The organism is Tardiphaga sp. 862_B3_N4_1 (assembly GCF_051811085.1).
Lineage (GTDB): Bacteria > Pseudomonadota > Alphaproteobacteria > Rhizobiales > Xanthobacteraceae > Tardiphaga > Tardiphaga robiniae.
On sequence record NZ_JBPWQB010000001.1, the window covers coordinates 2,527,611 to 2,541,492 of the forward strand.

15 protein-coding genes and 1 pseudogene are annotated in these 13,882 nt (G+C 63.4%); 3 read left to right on the plus strand and 13 right to left on the minus strand.

Features of this window, described 5'->3' with window-relative positions; all coding sequences use genetic code 11:
* Positions 1 to 19: 19 nt before the first annotated feature.
* The 4 genes from ihpB to AB8B02_RS11910 all read right to left on the minus strand — a co-directional run bounded on the left by ihpB (position 20) and on the right by AB8B02_RS11910 (position 3,444).
* Positions 20 to 1,030, minus strand: a complete 1,011-nt coding sequence (ihpB, locus tag AB8B02_RS11895; protein WP_439064001.1) for a divalent metal ion exporter adaptor subunit IhpB — start codon at positions 1,028 to 1,030, stop codon at positions 20 to 22.
* Positions 1,027 to 2,298 carry a divalent metal ion exporter subunit IhpA gene (ihpA, locus tag AB8B02_RS11900; protein WP_439064002.1) on the minus strand — a complete coding sequence of 424 codons (1,272 nt, stop codon included), beginning with the start codon at positions 2,296 to 2,298 and terminating at the stop codon, positions 1,027 to 1,029. Before ihpA ends, ihpB begins: the two co-directional genes overlap by 4 nt.
* Before the next feature lie 54 nt (positions 2,299 to 2,352).
* Positions 2,353 to 2,781: a hypothetical protein gene (locus tag AB8B02_RS11905; protein WP_439064003.1), complete on the minus strand. Its 429-nt coding sequence runs from the start codon at positions 2,779 to 2,781 to the stop codon at positions 2,353 to 2,355.
* A gap of 171 nt (positions 2,782 to 2,952) precedes the next feature.
* Positions 2,953 to 3,444, minus strand: a complete 492-nt coding sequence (locus AB8B02_RS11910) for an ester cyclase (protein WP_439064004.1) — start codon at positions 3,442 to 3,444, stop codon at positions 2,953 to 2,955.
* A gap of 232 nt (positions 3,445 to 3,676) precedes the next feature.
* On the opposite strand from AB8B02_RS11910, the gene AB8B02_RS11915 reads away from it, so the two are divergent.
* Positions 3,677 to 4,354 carry a nitroreductase gene (locus AB8B02_RS11915; protein WP_120292480.1) on the plus strand — a complete coding sequence of 226 codons (678 nt, stop codon included), beginning with the start codon at positions 3,677 to 3,679 and terminating at the stop codon, positions 4,352 to 4,354.
* A 144-nt stretch (positions 4,355 to 4,498) separates the two neighbouring features.
* Here AB8B02_RS11915 and AB8B02_RS11920 read toward each other — a convergent pair whose 3' ends face one another.
* The gene (locus AB8B02_RS11920) at positions 4,499 to 4,699 is read right to left on the minus strand and encodes a hypothetical protein (protein WP_439064005.1); all 201 of its coding nucleotides are present in this window, start codon (positions 4,697 to 4,699) and stop codon (positions 4,499 to 4,501) included.
* 196 nt (positions 4,700 to 4,895) lie between these two features.
* Here AB8B02_RS11920 and AB8B02_RS11925 point away from each other — a divergent pair, with 196 nt between their 5' ends.
* The gene (locus AB8B02_RS11925; protein ID WP_439064006.1) at positions 4,896 to 6,359 is read left to right on the plus strand and encodes an L-lactate permease; all 1,464 of its coding nucleotides are present in this window, start codon (positions 4,896 to 4,898) and stop codon (positions 6,357 to 6,359) included.
* Positions 6,360 to 6,401: 42 nt separating this feature from the next.
* On the opposite strand, the gene AB8B02_RS11930 is transcribed toward AB8B02_RS11925, so the two are convergent.
* The 5 genes from AB8B02_RS11930 to AB8B02_RS11950 all read right to left on the minus strand — a co-directional run bounded on the left by AB8B02_RS11930 (position 6,402) and on the right by AB8B02_RS11950 (position 11,417).
* Positions 6,402 to 6,803 carry a DUF1330 domain-containing protein gene (locus AB8B02_RS11930; protein WP_439064007.1) on the minus strand — a complete coding sequence of 134 codons (402 nt, stop codon included), beginning with the start codon at positions 6,801 to 6,803 and terminating at the stop codon, positions 6,402 to 6,404.
* 50 nt (positions 6,804 to 6,853) lie between these two features.
* Entirely contained in the window at positions 6,854 to 7,801 is a 948-nt protein-coding gene (locus tag AB8B02_RS11935; protein WP_439064008.1) for a Dyp-type peroxidase, read from the minus strand.
* Between the two features lie 69 nt (positions 7,802 to 7,870).
* Positions 7,871 to 9,343: an amidase gene (locus AB8B02_RS11940; protein ID WP_439064009.1), complete on the minus strand. Its 1,473-nt coding sequence runs from the start codon at positions 9,341 to 9,343 to the stop codon at positions 7,871 to 7,873.
* A gap of 242 nt (positions 9,344 to 9,585) precedes the next feature.
* Positions 9,586 to 10,842: an amidohydrolase family protein gene (locus AB8B02_RS11945; protein WP_439064010.1), complete on the minus strand. Its 1,257-nt coding sequence runs from the start codon at positions 10,840 to 10,842 to the stop codon at positions 9,586 to 9,588.
* A gap of 215 nt (positions 10,843 to 11,057) precedes the next feature.
* The gene (locus AB8B02_RS11950) at positions 11,058 to 11,417 is read right to left on the minus strand and encodes a hypothetical protein (RefSeq protein ID WP_439064632.1); all 360 of its coding nucleotides are present in this window, start codon (positions 11,415 to 11,417) and stop codon (positions 11,058 to 11,060) included.
* Positions 11,418 to 11,620: 203 nt separating this feature from the next.
* On the opposite strand from AB8B02_RS11950, the gene AB8B02_RS11955 reads away from it, so the two are divergent.
* The gene (locus tag AB8B02_RS11955) at positions 11,621 to 11,869 is read left to right on the plus strand and encodes a DUF2442 domain-containing protein (RefSeq protein WP_184517300.1); all 249 of its coding nucleotides are present in this window, start codon (positions 11,621 to 11,623) and stop codon (positions 11,867 to 11,869) included.
* On the opposite strand, the pseudogene AB8B02_RS11960 reads toward AB8B02_RS11955, so the two are convergent.
* From AB8B02_RS11960 to AB8B02_RS11970, 3 genes and pseudogenes are all read right to left on the minus strand, one after another.
* Positions 11,866 to 12,024: pseudogene (locus AB8B02_RS11960) on the minus strand (cupin domain-containing protein); the annotation flags it as partial. The gene AB8B02_RS11955 and the pseudogene AB8B02_RS11960 overlap by 4 nt on opposite strands.
* 76 nt (positions 12,025 to 12,100) lie before the next feature.
* Positions 12,101 to 12,589, minus strand: coding sequence for a hypothetical protein (locus tag AB8B02_RS11965; RefSeq protein WP_175365496.1), 489 nt, complete (start codon positions 12,587 to 12,589; stop codon positions 12,101 to 12,103).
* Positions 12,590 to 12,655: 66 nt separating this feature from the next.
* A complete protein-coding gene (locus tag AB8B02_RS11970) occupies positions 12,656 to 13,867 on the minus strand; it encodes a patatin-like phospholipase family protein (RefSeq protein WP_439064633.1) in 1,212 nt (403 codons plus the stop codon).
* Between the last annotated feature and the right edge of the window lie 15 nt (positions 13,868 to 13,882).

Genomic DNA, 13,882 nt, shown 5'->3' on the forward strand with positions numbered 1-13,882 from the left:
TTGAATTCCCGGAGCGAGCTCAGTGTTCATGGGACGCCGATCCCTTTCCGAGCTCCGCTTTCACGATGAAGCTGTTCTTCGCCGCGTATCTGTCGCCGTCGAGCAGTCCGAACAGGATCTCGACATTGTCGGAGTCGCGCGCACCGAGTTCGACGTCGCGCGCCTCGAACTTGTCGCCGCTACGGACGAAGACGACGCTGCGGTTCTCGACCGTCTGGATCGCCGACGCCCGAACGGCAATCGCGACCGGCTTGGCCGACAGGATCAGGCGTGCCGAGACGAACAGGCCGGTTCGCAGGCGCATGTCGATATTCGGCACGACGGCGCGCGCGAGCGCGCTCTGCGTATCGCTGCTGCCAACCGGCGAAATGTAGGACAGGCTCGCCTCGATCGGCTTTCCGCCATCGCCGACGTCGATCAGGATCCTGTCGCCGATCCGGACGCGCGGCAGGTTGCGACGGTAGACCGACAGATCGACCCAGACCGTCGAGATGTCGGCGACGATGAAGGCCGGCTTCTGCTCGGAGGCATATTCGCCGAGCGAGATCTGGCGGTCGATCACCGTCCCCGAGATCGGCGCCCGCATCTCATAGACGCTCAGGCTCTGGTTGCTCTCGATCTTCGCGAGGAGTTCGCCCTTCTCGACGGTGTCGCCGATGCGCTTCTTGATCTCGCGCACGACGCCCGGAAAACGCGGGGTCACCTGTACCAGCGTCTCCTGATTGGGCTGCAGGATCCCGTTCAGCACCAGAGAGTCGTGCAGCGTTTCGCTTCTGGCGGAGAGGATTTCGATGTTGGACGAGGCGACGCGCGCGTCGCTCATTTCCACGACGCCCTCGTCACCGTGGCCCTTCTCGTCGTGGCCCTTCTCGCCCTTCACCTTCTCGCCTTTGGCCTTGTCGCCTGGCCTGGCGGCCTTGGAGGTGGCCGCGGTCTGCGTATCGGACTTGCTCGGTGCGGTGGCGTAGACGCCGGCGCCGAGCGCGAAGATCGCGGCGGCGCTCACCAGGACCATGATTGGCTTGTTCATCGTGCGCTCCCCCGCGCCAGTGCAAACGGATTACCGACCAGCCCCTCGATGGTGGCGACGGCGACGTGGAAATTCTGCTGGGCTTCCTGTTCGCGCAGGCGCGCTTGCGCGACGCTGGCCTGGGCGTCGAGCACTTCGAGCAGCGAATAGCGTCCCTGCCCGTAGCCTTCGGAAATCGCGTCGGCCGCGTCCCTGGACTTGGGGATCGCGGTCTCGCGCAGGATGGCGAGTTCGCGCAGCGAGCCCTGCAGCGAGTCGTAGGCGCGGCCCGCCACCACGATCAGCATGTTGCGGTTGCCCTGGCGTTCTGCGGCGGTCTTGGCGAGGCTTTCCTGCGCGGAGAGGATGTTGCCCTGGTTCTGGTCGAACACCGGGATCGGCACCGACAGCGAAAGCCGAACGGCGTTGTCGCCGGTCTCACTGAAGCGGCGCCATCCGGCGGATACCGTGACGTCCGGATAGGGCTTCAGCCGGGCGAGCAGCAGTTCGGCGTTGCGCTGCGCATAGATCGCCTTCCAGCGGACGAGCTGCGGGTTGGCATCGATGGCCGCGACCACCGACTGAAAGGTCGGCGGTCTGCCGGTCGCGTCCAGCCGTCCGGAGACGGCCGCAAATTTCGGCGCGCTATCGCCCATCAGGATCGCCAGTTCACGGCGCGCGCTCGCGAGAGACGACCTGGTGCGCTCGCGGTCGGCCTTGACCAGTGCCGATGCGACCTCGGCACGTCCGGTCTCTGCGATGGACGATGCGCCGGCCTCGACGCGCCGCTGCAGCAGCGGCGAAATCTTGTCGATCGCCTCGCTCTGTTCGTCGAGGATCTGGATCCGCCGCTGCAGGCCGAGCACGCTCACGAAGGCGATCGCGGTCTCGGACAGCACTTCAAGCCGGACGGCCTGGCGTCCGATGCCCGCAGCATCGAGACCTGCCTGACCCGCGGCGACGCGCGCATCACGCTTGCCCCACAGCTCGAACATCTGACTGACCTGCAGCGTGGTCTCCGCCGAGCGGGTTCCCCTATAGGCGCCCGAACCGAACGAATTGTCCTGCTCGTACGAAATCTCCGGATTGATCAGCGCGCCTGACTGGATGCGCTGGCCACGCGCGATCCCGACGTCACGCTCGGCGGCTGTCAGACGCGGGCTGGCGGCGAGCGCGCGTTGAAGCGCAGCACCCATGGTGAGGGTTTGCGAATGAGCTACCCCCGTCAGCGACGAACTGACGAAGAGCACAGCCGCGCACGCGAAATGCGTGGCGATCTTCGAGAACATGATGGAAACCTGACGAATGACGGAGTCTGGGCGCCAAGCGCCCGGCGATGACGGTCAGGTCAGGAATTTGGGTGGGGGAGGATCGATCCCGCGCGGCAGGCTGCGACGTTCGACATCGTGGAAAACCGCAGTGCGGGTCTCGATGGAGACGGGCATTGCCGCGAAGACAAGCGGCTGTGCGGTCACAGAGAAGCAGCCGTGGCAGTGATTGTCCGCGACGACTCCCTTGTCGGAATGGCCGGTCGCCTTCTCCGCGAGCGAGACGGTCGTCGCTCCGGACGGATTGGTCACATCGAATTCGCAGAGACCGTGCATGGCGCCGGCAAAGACGTACGTCGCCAGCACAACCATCACCAACGCACTGCGCGAGATGCGCAGCAGACCATGGCGGAAGATGCGGGCGAAAATCGTCACTTTGAGCGTCTCTTTCAAACTCTGCGAGCGAGGTAGCACGGATCGGCGATTCATGTCGATGCGCAACAATGTAACAACTATGGTTATGCGCAGGGTACGTATTGCCTGCGTGTTACCATGTTAACGAGTAACCAGATCGCAAATGTGGCAAGCGCGACGTCTGGCCACATGGTCATGAACGCGGGACATCGCTGCAGGAGAGGAACTCAATCGGACGGGTTGAGTGCGCTTCGGCCAGTCTCACCGGGACGTGGAAAATTCGTTGCCCTGCATGCCATCTGTCCTGATCTGCCCGAGCAGGCCGTAGATGTCACCGAGCACCCAGAGGTCGCGCACCTTCGGCCCATCGAACGAAAAGATAGGCGCTCCAAGCCAACCAACGAGCTTTCCTGTCGGCGGATTGCCGAACATCGCTTCGCGTTGAACGCCATGGAAGTAGACCTTGCCGGAAACGCGATTGCCCTCCTCGATCATCAGGAGAATGTCCGTCGTGTAATTCTGCAGCACGCCGGTGACCCAGCGGACGTAGTCGGCGAACTGGCCATGTCCGACCAGCACCGGTCCGAGCGATCCCCTGAAGGTAAAATCCTCATGGAAGATTTGCGGGATCAAAGTCACGTCCGCATGGTCCCACATATCCTTGTAGAAGGCGCGGACCACTTCCTTCTGCGGCGTGAGCGTCACGCCATCGAACGTCATTGGCTTTTCAAGATGATCGCTGCGTGTGTTCATCGCCCTCGGTCCGGCATGATGGGATTGAAGAACGACACTAGCAATCGCAGCGCAGATTAGCGAAGCGTAATCCGCCGCCATGGAGATGTTTGCGCAGCGGAATACGCTTCGCTGTTCCGCCCTGCAACTGAACGGCGACCGCCTCCTGCCCCTCACGTCAATCTTGCACACGGCCGAGGAAACCGGGAATATCCCGCCCAATTCAGAAACGCCCCCGGGAGATTCCAGGCCTATGAAGTTCGATGACGTCATTCTCGGCCGCCGCAGCATCCGCGGCTACAAACCCGATCCGGTCCCCAAAAAGCTGATCGAGGAAATCATCAACCTTGCGATGCGCGCGCCGTCATCGATGAACACCCAGCCATGGAATTTCTATGTCGTCACTGGCGAGCCGCTCGACAGGATCCGCGCCGGCAATACCGAACGGATGATCGCAGGTATCCCGCAGTCACGCGAATTTCGCACCGGTCAGGCTTTCGGGGGTCATCACCGCGACCGGCAGGTCGGCGTCGCCAAGCAGTTGTTCTCGGCCATGGGGATCGCCAGGGACGACAAGGAGATGCGGCAGGACTGGGTGCTGCGTGGCTTCCGTCAGTTCGACGCGCCGGTCTGCGTGATCGTGACCTATGACCGCGTGCTGGACGGCAGCGACGATACGCCGTTCGATTGCGGCGCCGTGGCGACCGCCCTCGTCAATGCCGCCTGGTCGCGCGGCCTTGGCGCCGTGATCAACAGCCAGGGCATCATGCAGTCACCGGTGGTGCGCGAGCATGCTGGCATTGCCGACGATCAGGTCATCATGAAAAGCATTGCGCTCGGATGGCCGGATGACAGCTTTCCCGCCAATGCGGTGGTGTCCGAACGCAAGTCGGTCGAGGAAGCGACGGTGTTCGTCGGCTTCGACAATTAACGCGTCGCCTATTGCGGTCCGACTGTGCCGGTGTGTTTCAGGCGGGATGATCTGACCCAGCCTGTGACGCCGCCGCCCGTCGCACGCGCATACATCACCGAGGTCCACCCGTCGCGCGTTTCAGCATAAGCGACCAGATGATCCCTAGGGATGACAAACACACCGGCCATCGCGCAATGCGCGCTTCGCGCCGAATGGAATTGCAGGCGTCCCGTAGGTGACGACGGCGCCGAGCGGCGGCGAAAAGATCGGCGTGTCTTTGGTGCCGGTGCCGGGCTCGTTGCAGGCGGCGAATACCGGAGACGCCAGGAGCGCCAGCGCGATCACCAATGCTTTCGACGTCACGTGCATTCTCCCGGGGCTGATTGAGCGAGGCCGCGTCTCGGTATCAGCTCTCACCCTGGGTTGGTCGGGCAAAACGCATTGCGGTTCAGCAAGCGCTGGGCGGATCGACGTTGCACGCGCCCTATGCGCGCAGCGCGGTTGACGCCCCTGCCTTTCCCGCGCATCCAGCCTCCAACGAGAAACCTGGGGGCGGAACGTGCTTTACCTGATCTGGGCGCTGCCCGCGCTGGCGGTGATCGGCGCTATCGCCAGCGGGCTCGCCGGCACGCTCCCCGCCTCGCTCATCGGCCTCGCCACGGCACTTGCGGTCGCACTGGCCACCGCCCCGCAACTGTTCGGGATTTCTGACGCCTGGACGGCGCTGCTGCGCGGCGCATGGATCGGCTGGATCGTCGTGCCCTACATTCTCGGCGGCTTGCTGTTCTGGCAAATGGCGATCCGCCCTGGCGACGCGGCCATGCCGGTCGAGACGTCGCTGCCGGATGCGCATGCGCGGCGCCGCCTGCTGTTCACCGCCTGCTATCTGATCGGGCCCTTCGCGGAATCCGCCACCGGCTTCGGCATCGGCATCATGGGGACGATGGTGCTGATCCGCCGCCTCGGCCTGAAGCCGATCGAGCTTCTCGCCTTCTCGCTGATCAGCCAGACCATGATCGTGTGGGGCGCCATGGGCAGCGGCGCGGTGGTCGGCGCCGCCTTCGCACGAACCGATCCCACCGCGCTCGCGCTGCACACCAGTCTCATCTATCTCGTGTTCAACATCCTGTGGCTGCCGATCTACTGGCGCATGGCGGAGCGCGCCCGCATCGGAGCAGACTGGCGCGAGCGCGCCAGCGAAGCGCTCTGGCTGCTCGGCAGTCTTGGCCTCGCCATCGTCGCGACAGCGTTCCTCGGCCCGGAGCCGGCGATGCTGGCGGCGTTCGGGCCGGCCATCGTCCTGCGTTATCTCATCGACGAGAAGCCGGACCGCGCAGCGATCACCGCTGCTGTACGGCGCATGCTGCCATTCACGCTGCTGATCGGCTGGCTCGCGCTGACGCGCCTCGTGCCGCCGCTCAATCAACTGCTCCAGACCGCATGGAGCATGCAGCCCTTCGACGGCGCGCCGGTCTGGGCGCCGTTGTTTCACGCCGGCACCTGGCTCGTCGCAGCGGCCGTGCTGACCGCCCTGCTGCACGGCCATCAGCGGGCCTTCCCTGCGGAGATCGCAGCCGCCTGGAAGACCGGCCGGCTCGCGGTGCTTACCGTCATCGTGTTCTCGATGATGGCCGAACTGCTGTCGCGCTCGGGCATCGCCGGCGGCCTCGCCCGCGGCATGTATGACACGTTCGGGGTCTGGTCGGTGACGGTCACGCCGATGATCTCGGCCGTGTTCGGCGCGCTGGCCAATAGCGGCAATGCGGCCAACGGGTTGTTCATGCCGTCGCAGCTCAGCCTTGCGACCGAGGCCGGCCTCGACGTCGCCGCCGTCGTCGCGCTTCAGCACGCCGCGGCACTGTCGCTCAACATGGTCTCGCCGGTGCGGATGTCGATCGTCTGCAATCTCGCCGGCACCCCCGGCCACGAGCGGGACGCCTATCGCGCGATGCTCCCCTTCGTCGTGGTCATCATCGCGGTTCTGCTCGTCATCTCCGTCCTCATCGCCACCCGGCTCATATGAGGTTTGGTGGCTCGAATAAGCCGGAATCCGGTGTCGATCCCCTCAGCTGATCTTGAACTTGCTGTAAGCCTCGCTCGTGCAAATGATCACATGCTCGGCACAGCCGTTGGTCCGGTGCGGGTCGCAGAGATTTTCATAGTCCGGTGACGTCATCATCTCGATGAAGGCTGCAACGGAGGGATAATACACCAGCGCCAGATAGTCCCACTGCTGGTGATCCGGTTCGCCGAGCGCGACAGCCTTGGCGTCGCCGGTCCACAGCAAGGTGCCGCCGCGGGCCTTGATCATCGGCACGGTCAGCGCGCTGTAACGCAGATAGGCGTCCCAGCCCGACCCATCGCCGTCGAGCGAGCGCTCGCGGAATCGCATCAGATTGACCATGACGATCGGGCCCTGATGCTCCAGCTCTTTGAGCCCCTTGATGTTCAAGAGATCGACACCCATGCACAATCTCCTGTTTCAACTGGTGGTAAGCAGATGAGCGCACAGCGCGGTTAGGCCTCGGGATCGACATCGTCCAGGAACGTCGCTGTGGGAACGAAGAACAGCGTCCCTGTCACCGCGCGGCTGAAATCCAGCAGATGGTCGTAAGTGCCCGGCGGGTTGCCGATGAACATGTTCTCCAGCATCTTCTCAATGCGCTGCGGGGAACGGGCGTAACCGATGAAATAGGTGCCGAACTCACCTTTGCCCACTTCGCCGAACGGCATGTTGTCGCGCAGGATTTGAAGCTGCTCGCCGTTCTCTTCAATCGACGTCAGGACGTTGTGCGCATACGGCTTCTTCTCGGAATCGCGCTGTTCGATATCGGAGAGCTTGTACCGGCCAATGATGTTCTCCTGTTCCTCGACAGGCACCTTGTTCCACCGCGCGACGTCGTGCAGATATTTTTGCACGATCACGTAGCTGCCTCCGGCAAAGCCGGGGTCTTCATCGCCGACAAGGGTGGCCGCGTCAGCGGCCTGACCGACAGGGTTTTCAGTTCCGTCAACAAAGCCGATCAGATCGCGGTCGTCGAAGAATTTGAAACCGTGCACCTCGTCCACGGCCGAAACCGCGCCGGCGAGCCGCGACATGATGTGCGTCGCCAGCTCGAAACAGAGATCCATGCTCGCCGCGCGGATGTGAAAGAGGATGTCGCCGGGTGTCGAAACGGCAGTATGCACTCCGCGAATTTCGCGAAACGGATGCAAGTCTTTCGGACTCGGCGCTCCGAACACCCGACTCCAGGCGTCAGAGCCGAACCCCATGATGCAGGACAACTGCCCATTGAGATTGCGGAATCCCACGCCGCGCAGCAGGCTCGACAGGTCGCCGCACAAGCCACGAACCGCCTTCTCGGGGGCCGGTCCGGGATTGATCGTCACGACCAGGAATATCGCCGCCCGCGTCAGCCTGGCAGCGACCGACTGGGACACGGGAGCCGGTAAGCTTGAAACCATGTTCGATCCATTCGATATCCGCTGTGTCACGCATCTTTAGCACGACGAAGACAAGATACGCCGACACGCCTATTGCCGGCTGACATGCTTTGCCGGCAGCTTACCGCCATTCCACTTGCCATCGATCGCCCGCTCGATCTGCGCGGCCAGTTGCAGCAGCAGCCCGTCATTGGCCTGACGCGTCTGCGCCTGGATGCCGAGCGGCAGCCCGTTCTCCTGCGCCGCGAGCGGCAGCGAGATGCCGGGGATGCCGCACAGATTGGCGAGCGGCGTATAGGCGAAATTCTTCCAGAGATTGGCGAACCAGTCATGCACCGACGGATTGGTGCTGGTGGTGAGATATTCTGATGTCCCGACCTTCGGTGTCGGCTTGGCGGTGATCGGCGTCAGGATGATGTCGTAGCGCTCGAAGAAATTGCCGAAGGCCCGCGACGTCGTGTTGAACACCGCCTGCATCGCGTTGCGCTCGGTATAGGACGTGTTCAGCCCGCTCTCCCAGATCTTGATATTGATCGGCTCAAGCAGATCGGTGGTCGGTTTATCCAAACCGAGCCGCGCCAGATGACCGGCGATCACCTGCGCGAAATTGCTGATATAGCAGGTCGTCTGCGCGGCGAACGCGTTGCGGAAATCCACCTCCGGCAATGCCCATTCCACGTGATGGCCGAGCCCTTCGAGCATTTTGCCGACACGCTCCAGCTCTGCAACGAAATGCGGCGGCGCTTTGTAGTCGCCCCACTCATGCGACAGCGCGATGCGCAGTCTGCCCGGGTCGCGCTTGATGAGATCGCTATAGGGTTCGGCCGGTGACCAGAACGGCATGAATTCGCCGGGTGCGCCGCCGCGGCAGTTGTCGACGAAGGCTGCTGTGTCGCGCACGCTGCGGCTGACGCAGCCCTGGATCGAGACCAACCCGGAGAGATCTGACAGCGCGGGCGCCAGCGAATAGACGCCGCGCGAGACCTTCAGGCCGATCAAGCCGTTCACGCCTGCGGGAATGCGGATCGAACCACCGCCATCCGTGGCGTGGGAGATCGGCAGCACGCCGGCCGCGACCATCGCCGCAGAGCCGGCGGAGGAGCCACAAGTGGTGTAGTCGGTGTCCCAGGGATTGCGGGTGACATAGAGCTTGTTCTCGGCAGAACTGCAGACGCCGAATTCCGGCGTGGTGCTGCGGCCAATGATGTTGAGCCCGGCGCCCCGGATCTTGCCGGTCAGGACGCTGTCCTGCGCGGGGCGATGCCCCTGCATGATCATGGAGCCGAATTCCTGCAGCCGTCCCTTCAGGGTCGGGCCGAGGTCCTTCATCAGGTAAGGAACGCCAGCGAACGCGCCCTCGGCATTCATACCGTCCTTGGCAGGATCGGCAACGACGTCGTCGAACACTTCGACGACGGCATCGAGCGCGGGATTAGTCCTGGCGATGCCGGCCGCAGCCTGCGCCGCCAGATCGGCCGGCGTCAGGTCGCCCTTGCGCACGCGCGCCGCCAGCGCCACCGCGTCGTGTTTGGCCCATTCGTCCCAGCTCATCGCCAATGTCATGTCGCACGTCCAATTCGAGATTCGGTTGGTGCGAGCCTAGACCGGATGGCGGTTTTCTCGAAAGCCGTGGCAGATGCCTTGAGCGCGCGGCAGACGCAGGGCAGACCAGCGTGCCGAAGCGCGATCGCCGTCCCCCTCCCCGGCGGCGGTAAATTCCAGCAGGACGTCAGCGTGCGGCACCATAGCCGGGCCAGCATAGCCCCGGTTGTCGCTTCGCTCACCCGGGCACCGCGCCGCTCTCGTCAGTTTGCCGAGAACGGCAGAGAATACGGCCGTCCGAACGGGACCCCGCCGCGCACGGTCTGGATCGCCTTCAGATAGGCCTTACCGGTGCGGGGCTTGTTCGAGGTGTCGAGCAGTTCGACCGGGCCTTCGACGAGTTCGAGAATGGCCACGTCCGCGGGCGCACCGACCTGCAGCGTGCCGAGCTTGGGCACACGGTTGATGACATTGGCCGGCTTGATCGTGGCGGCCGCGATCACCTGATCGAGCGAGAAACCGAGCGCGAGAAACTTGCTGAGCACCCAGGGCAGATACGGCCGGCTCGGTGTGTTCGCCGCGGCCACATGGACGTCGCTGGAAATCGTATCGAACAGCAGCCCCTGCTGGATCGCCTCCTCGGCAATGTCATAGTCGAAGCTGCCGGCGCCATGGCCGACATCGATGATGACGCCGCGCTTCTTCGCCTCCAGCAGCGCCGGAAGCACCTTGCCGTTCTGCACCGTGTTGTTGCCGAGCGCGCTGTAGGGATGCGTGAGGATATCGCCGGGACGCAACGTATCGACGAGCACCGACAGATCGCCCGGTGCATTGCCGATGTGGCACATCACCCGCCCCTTGGTGCCCGAGCGTTCAACGGCCAGAATGGCGCGCTTCAGCGGTTCGATGCCGTTATTGCCGACGAAAGCCAGCGTCTCGCGCACCTTGGCGCCGAGCACGAGATCGGGATTTTCCGCAATCGTGCGCGCCGCGGCATCGACATTGGCGTAATCGATATTCAGCAACTCGCCGACGGGAAAGCCCGCAAGGCCGATGGTCGAGATGTGCACGAAGGCAAACAGCCGGCTGCGCGAATGCCCGACGACATCGCGCTTGAATCCGGCAAAGGTGTTGGCGCCGGCATCTCCGGCGCTCACATAGGTCGTCGTCGCCGAGAACGGCACAAGCTCGTCGGGCGGAATGCCGATCGCCGACCCATAGGGATAGACATGGGTGTGAAGATCGACGAGGCCGGGCGTCACCAGTTTGCCTTTGGCATCGATGCTTTGTTTGGCCCGCTCGACAGGAATGCTCGGCTCGACGGCGGCGACCTGCCCGAACTTGATGCCTATATCGCGAATGCCGCGCAGATTCTGGCTGGGGTCGATGACCTCGCCGCCCCGGATCACCAGATCGAAATTCTCAGTGGGCTGTTGGCCGAACGTCCCCCCGGATGCGCCAAGCGACCCAAGCATGGCCGCGCCACCTGCCAACACGTCACGTCGTGAAATCTTAGCCACTGATATCTCCGCCCCTGAACCATAGTCCTGTCAGGCGAAGATAGTGGCCGGAACTCGAAATGTGCTTTCGTTGATTTTGATTTCACGGCGCTTTTGAACTCCGCCGCGATCAACCCGGAGCAACAGATAGTCGCTGCGATGATTTAATGAGGGTCGCGACAATGTCGACCGAAAGCTTTCACAGGAATCCGGCGCTGCGACATGCGCCGCCTCGCCTAGCCGCAATTCCAGATCGGTCCGATCGGGGTTCGCGTCCAGCATGGGCCCATGCTGCCGCCATTGTACTGGCCGCGATAGAAGCCGGGCCGGCCGAAATAATACTTCTCGCCGTCGGACCAGCGATAATAGACCGGGGTACGGTCGATGTACCAATGGCGCCGATCGCGTTTGGCCATGCGCAGGTCCGCGCGCTTCTGCATGAACAGCGGAACGCTGTTGTTCAGCGGCTGGTGATAACCCGGCAGGAAACCGTAGCCCTTCCACTGCTGCGGCCTCTTGTTCGCCGGCGCCGCCAGCGCAGCGGCGGAGGTAAGCGACAGGACGAGAGCAATCAATAGACAGATGAATCGCGACATGCCCACAGCATAGAGATTTGGGGCGCGGGCGGCCATTCAAATTCGGGTGCGCCGCGCTCAGGTCGATACAGGGGACTCGTTGTGCCGTCCGTAACCTCGCCGCGCATCAGGGATCCACCCTAGGTTGCACTTCACGTGATCCGGGCTACACTCACGGAACATCACGCGAAAGCCATATCGCGACCTGATCCTGAAGGCGTGGCATGACCATTTCGGCAACCAGCGTCCGTTTCGATGACGCAAGCATGTGGGTCGAACTGACCGACGGGCGAACGCTCGGCGTTCCCCTCGCCTGGTATCCGCGCCTGCTGAATGCCACGCCCGAGCAGCGCAATCAGGTTGAGATCGGCCGCCATGGTCTGCATTGGGAAGCCCTTGACGAGGATATCTCAATCGCCGGCTTGATCGCCGGTCGTGGTGACGTCACGCATCGCTCGGAGAGCGCAGCTTAGATCATCCAAAACGTGGGCGGCGTGCAGACGCTGATCAGCTCGCAGGATTTCGCGCCGACGCAGCGAAAGCGATGCGGGCGTCGGCTTTAGAAACAACAGGCATCGCCGGAAGCGAGGATGCGTCGTTCTTCGTGGACGCTCACCTCTCGCGAGCCATCGGCACTTGCACCCTACCTCGCCCCGCAACGTGCCCCTGTGAAACACCTGCGATCGCTGCGACGCGATCCCCGATCAGTTTCGGCTCATGTTGATGGTGACGTTCCGGATGTCGCCTTCGGACGATATCGAGAAAGACTGCTTGTTGCCGCGCGTCGAGAGCGACAGGCTGGCCGAGAAGCCCGGCGCGTCGATGACGGCCGAGATGAGGCCTCCGGACTCCCTGCCCGCGATGCTTCCGCTGATTCCGCGACTGGTTTCGCTCCATGTTCCGGCGATGGTGCCATCCTGGCTGACCACGTCGCTGTTGAGATCGAAGCGGTAGCTGTCGCTCGCGCAACGCAAGCTCTGCAGAAGCCGCCTTTCGCCATTGCTGACCTGGTATGTCGCCTTGCAGCGAAGCCGCTCCTTCGATCCGTCGGACAGCGAGATCGCTCCCGCGCCTGCCCAGGATCCGGTAAGGCCTGTGAACGGCGGCGACTGCGCCGCCGCCGAACCCGAGGCGGCGACGAGCAGGATCGACACCAGCGCAATCCGGCGGGGCGAAACGATCTTGCGAAGCATGGACAGTCTCATGAGGTCACTCCTGTTTCAGCACGCATGTGCCGGGTTTGAACGTCGCATCGCGCATCAGTTGCCGCTTGCGACTTGCCGCGTGATTGCTGTGTGTGACGCCGCCACGGAATCCTGATCGTCGGAGGGCGGGGATTTCGACCACAGACGATTGCCCCGCGCCCTCTCATAACCGTACTGGAACAGCGCGCGCATATAGGCGGTGTCGAAGCCGGACATCGGCGATGGCGGTCGATCGCCCTCGATATAGGTCAGATTGAATCCGAACTTGTTGCGGCGGGCGAAGGCATAGGTGTTGTAAAGGATGGAGCGTGTCTGAATCTTCGTCACGGTCGATGACGCCCGCGCAGCGATTTCGATGGTGGAATTGGGAATGACCTGAAATTCCCGTTCGATCTTGTTGTTGATCAGGACGTAGAGTTGCAGCTTCTCTGCCCTGGCGAATGTGGCGTCGCGCAGCAGGAAGGCCTCCGGCAATGTCAGGACAGGCGCGGTGACGCCGCCATCGACATGCATCTCCTCGAAGCGCTTGCCATTCGCCTCCGCGGTCACCAGCATCGGCGGAAACACCACGGGCAGACTGGCCGAAGCCGCGACAACATCCCGGAACAGGTTCAGTGCTTCGGGCGTACGCAGCGAGGCGATCCGTCCCATGTCCCAGATGGCGGTGCGCTGGGAGTCCAGGTTGGTCGTGACGACGAACAGCATCCGCCCCTTCGCGTGTTCGGCTGCGACAGCCGCGACGAAGGTCTCGTCGATATACTTCGCCACCAGCTCGCGCAGCCGCGTATTGCCGAACAGGCCAGAACCGAAGATCGCGTTGAACGGATTGGGTGCATCGAGCAGGCTCGCGGCGACGCCGCTGGTGTAGACGTCACGCAAGGTCGCGTCATAGTCGGAACCGAGAAACGCGAAGGGCGCGATCAGTGCGCCGGTGCTCACACCGGAGACCATCGAGAACGACGGGCGCGTCCCCGCCTCGGTCCAGCCACTCAGCACGCCGGCGCCATAGGCGCCGTCTGCCCCGCCTCCGGACAGCGCCAGATAGGTTCGAGGCCCCCGCAACACGACCTGGTTCTGACCGCTTCGGAATGTCGAGGCCGGTTCGTCCGCATAACGGCGCAGGTCCGTAAGATCGAGGACGCGCGCACTGGATGCATCCGCGGCGCTATGCGGTGTCCGTGGCAGCGACGAACATCCGGCGAGCAGAAGGCTCAGCGCCGCAGCGACAAGCAACGAAACCGACGGCCGCCAACGGTAGCCACGCATGACATGTTCGGTCAG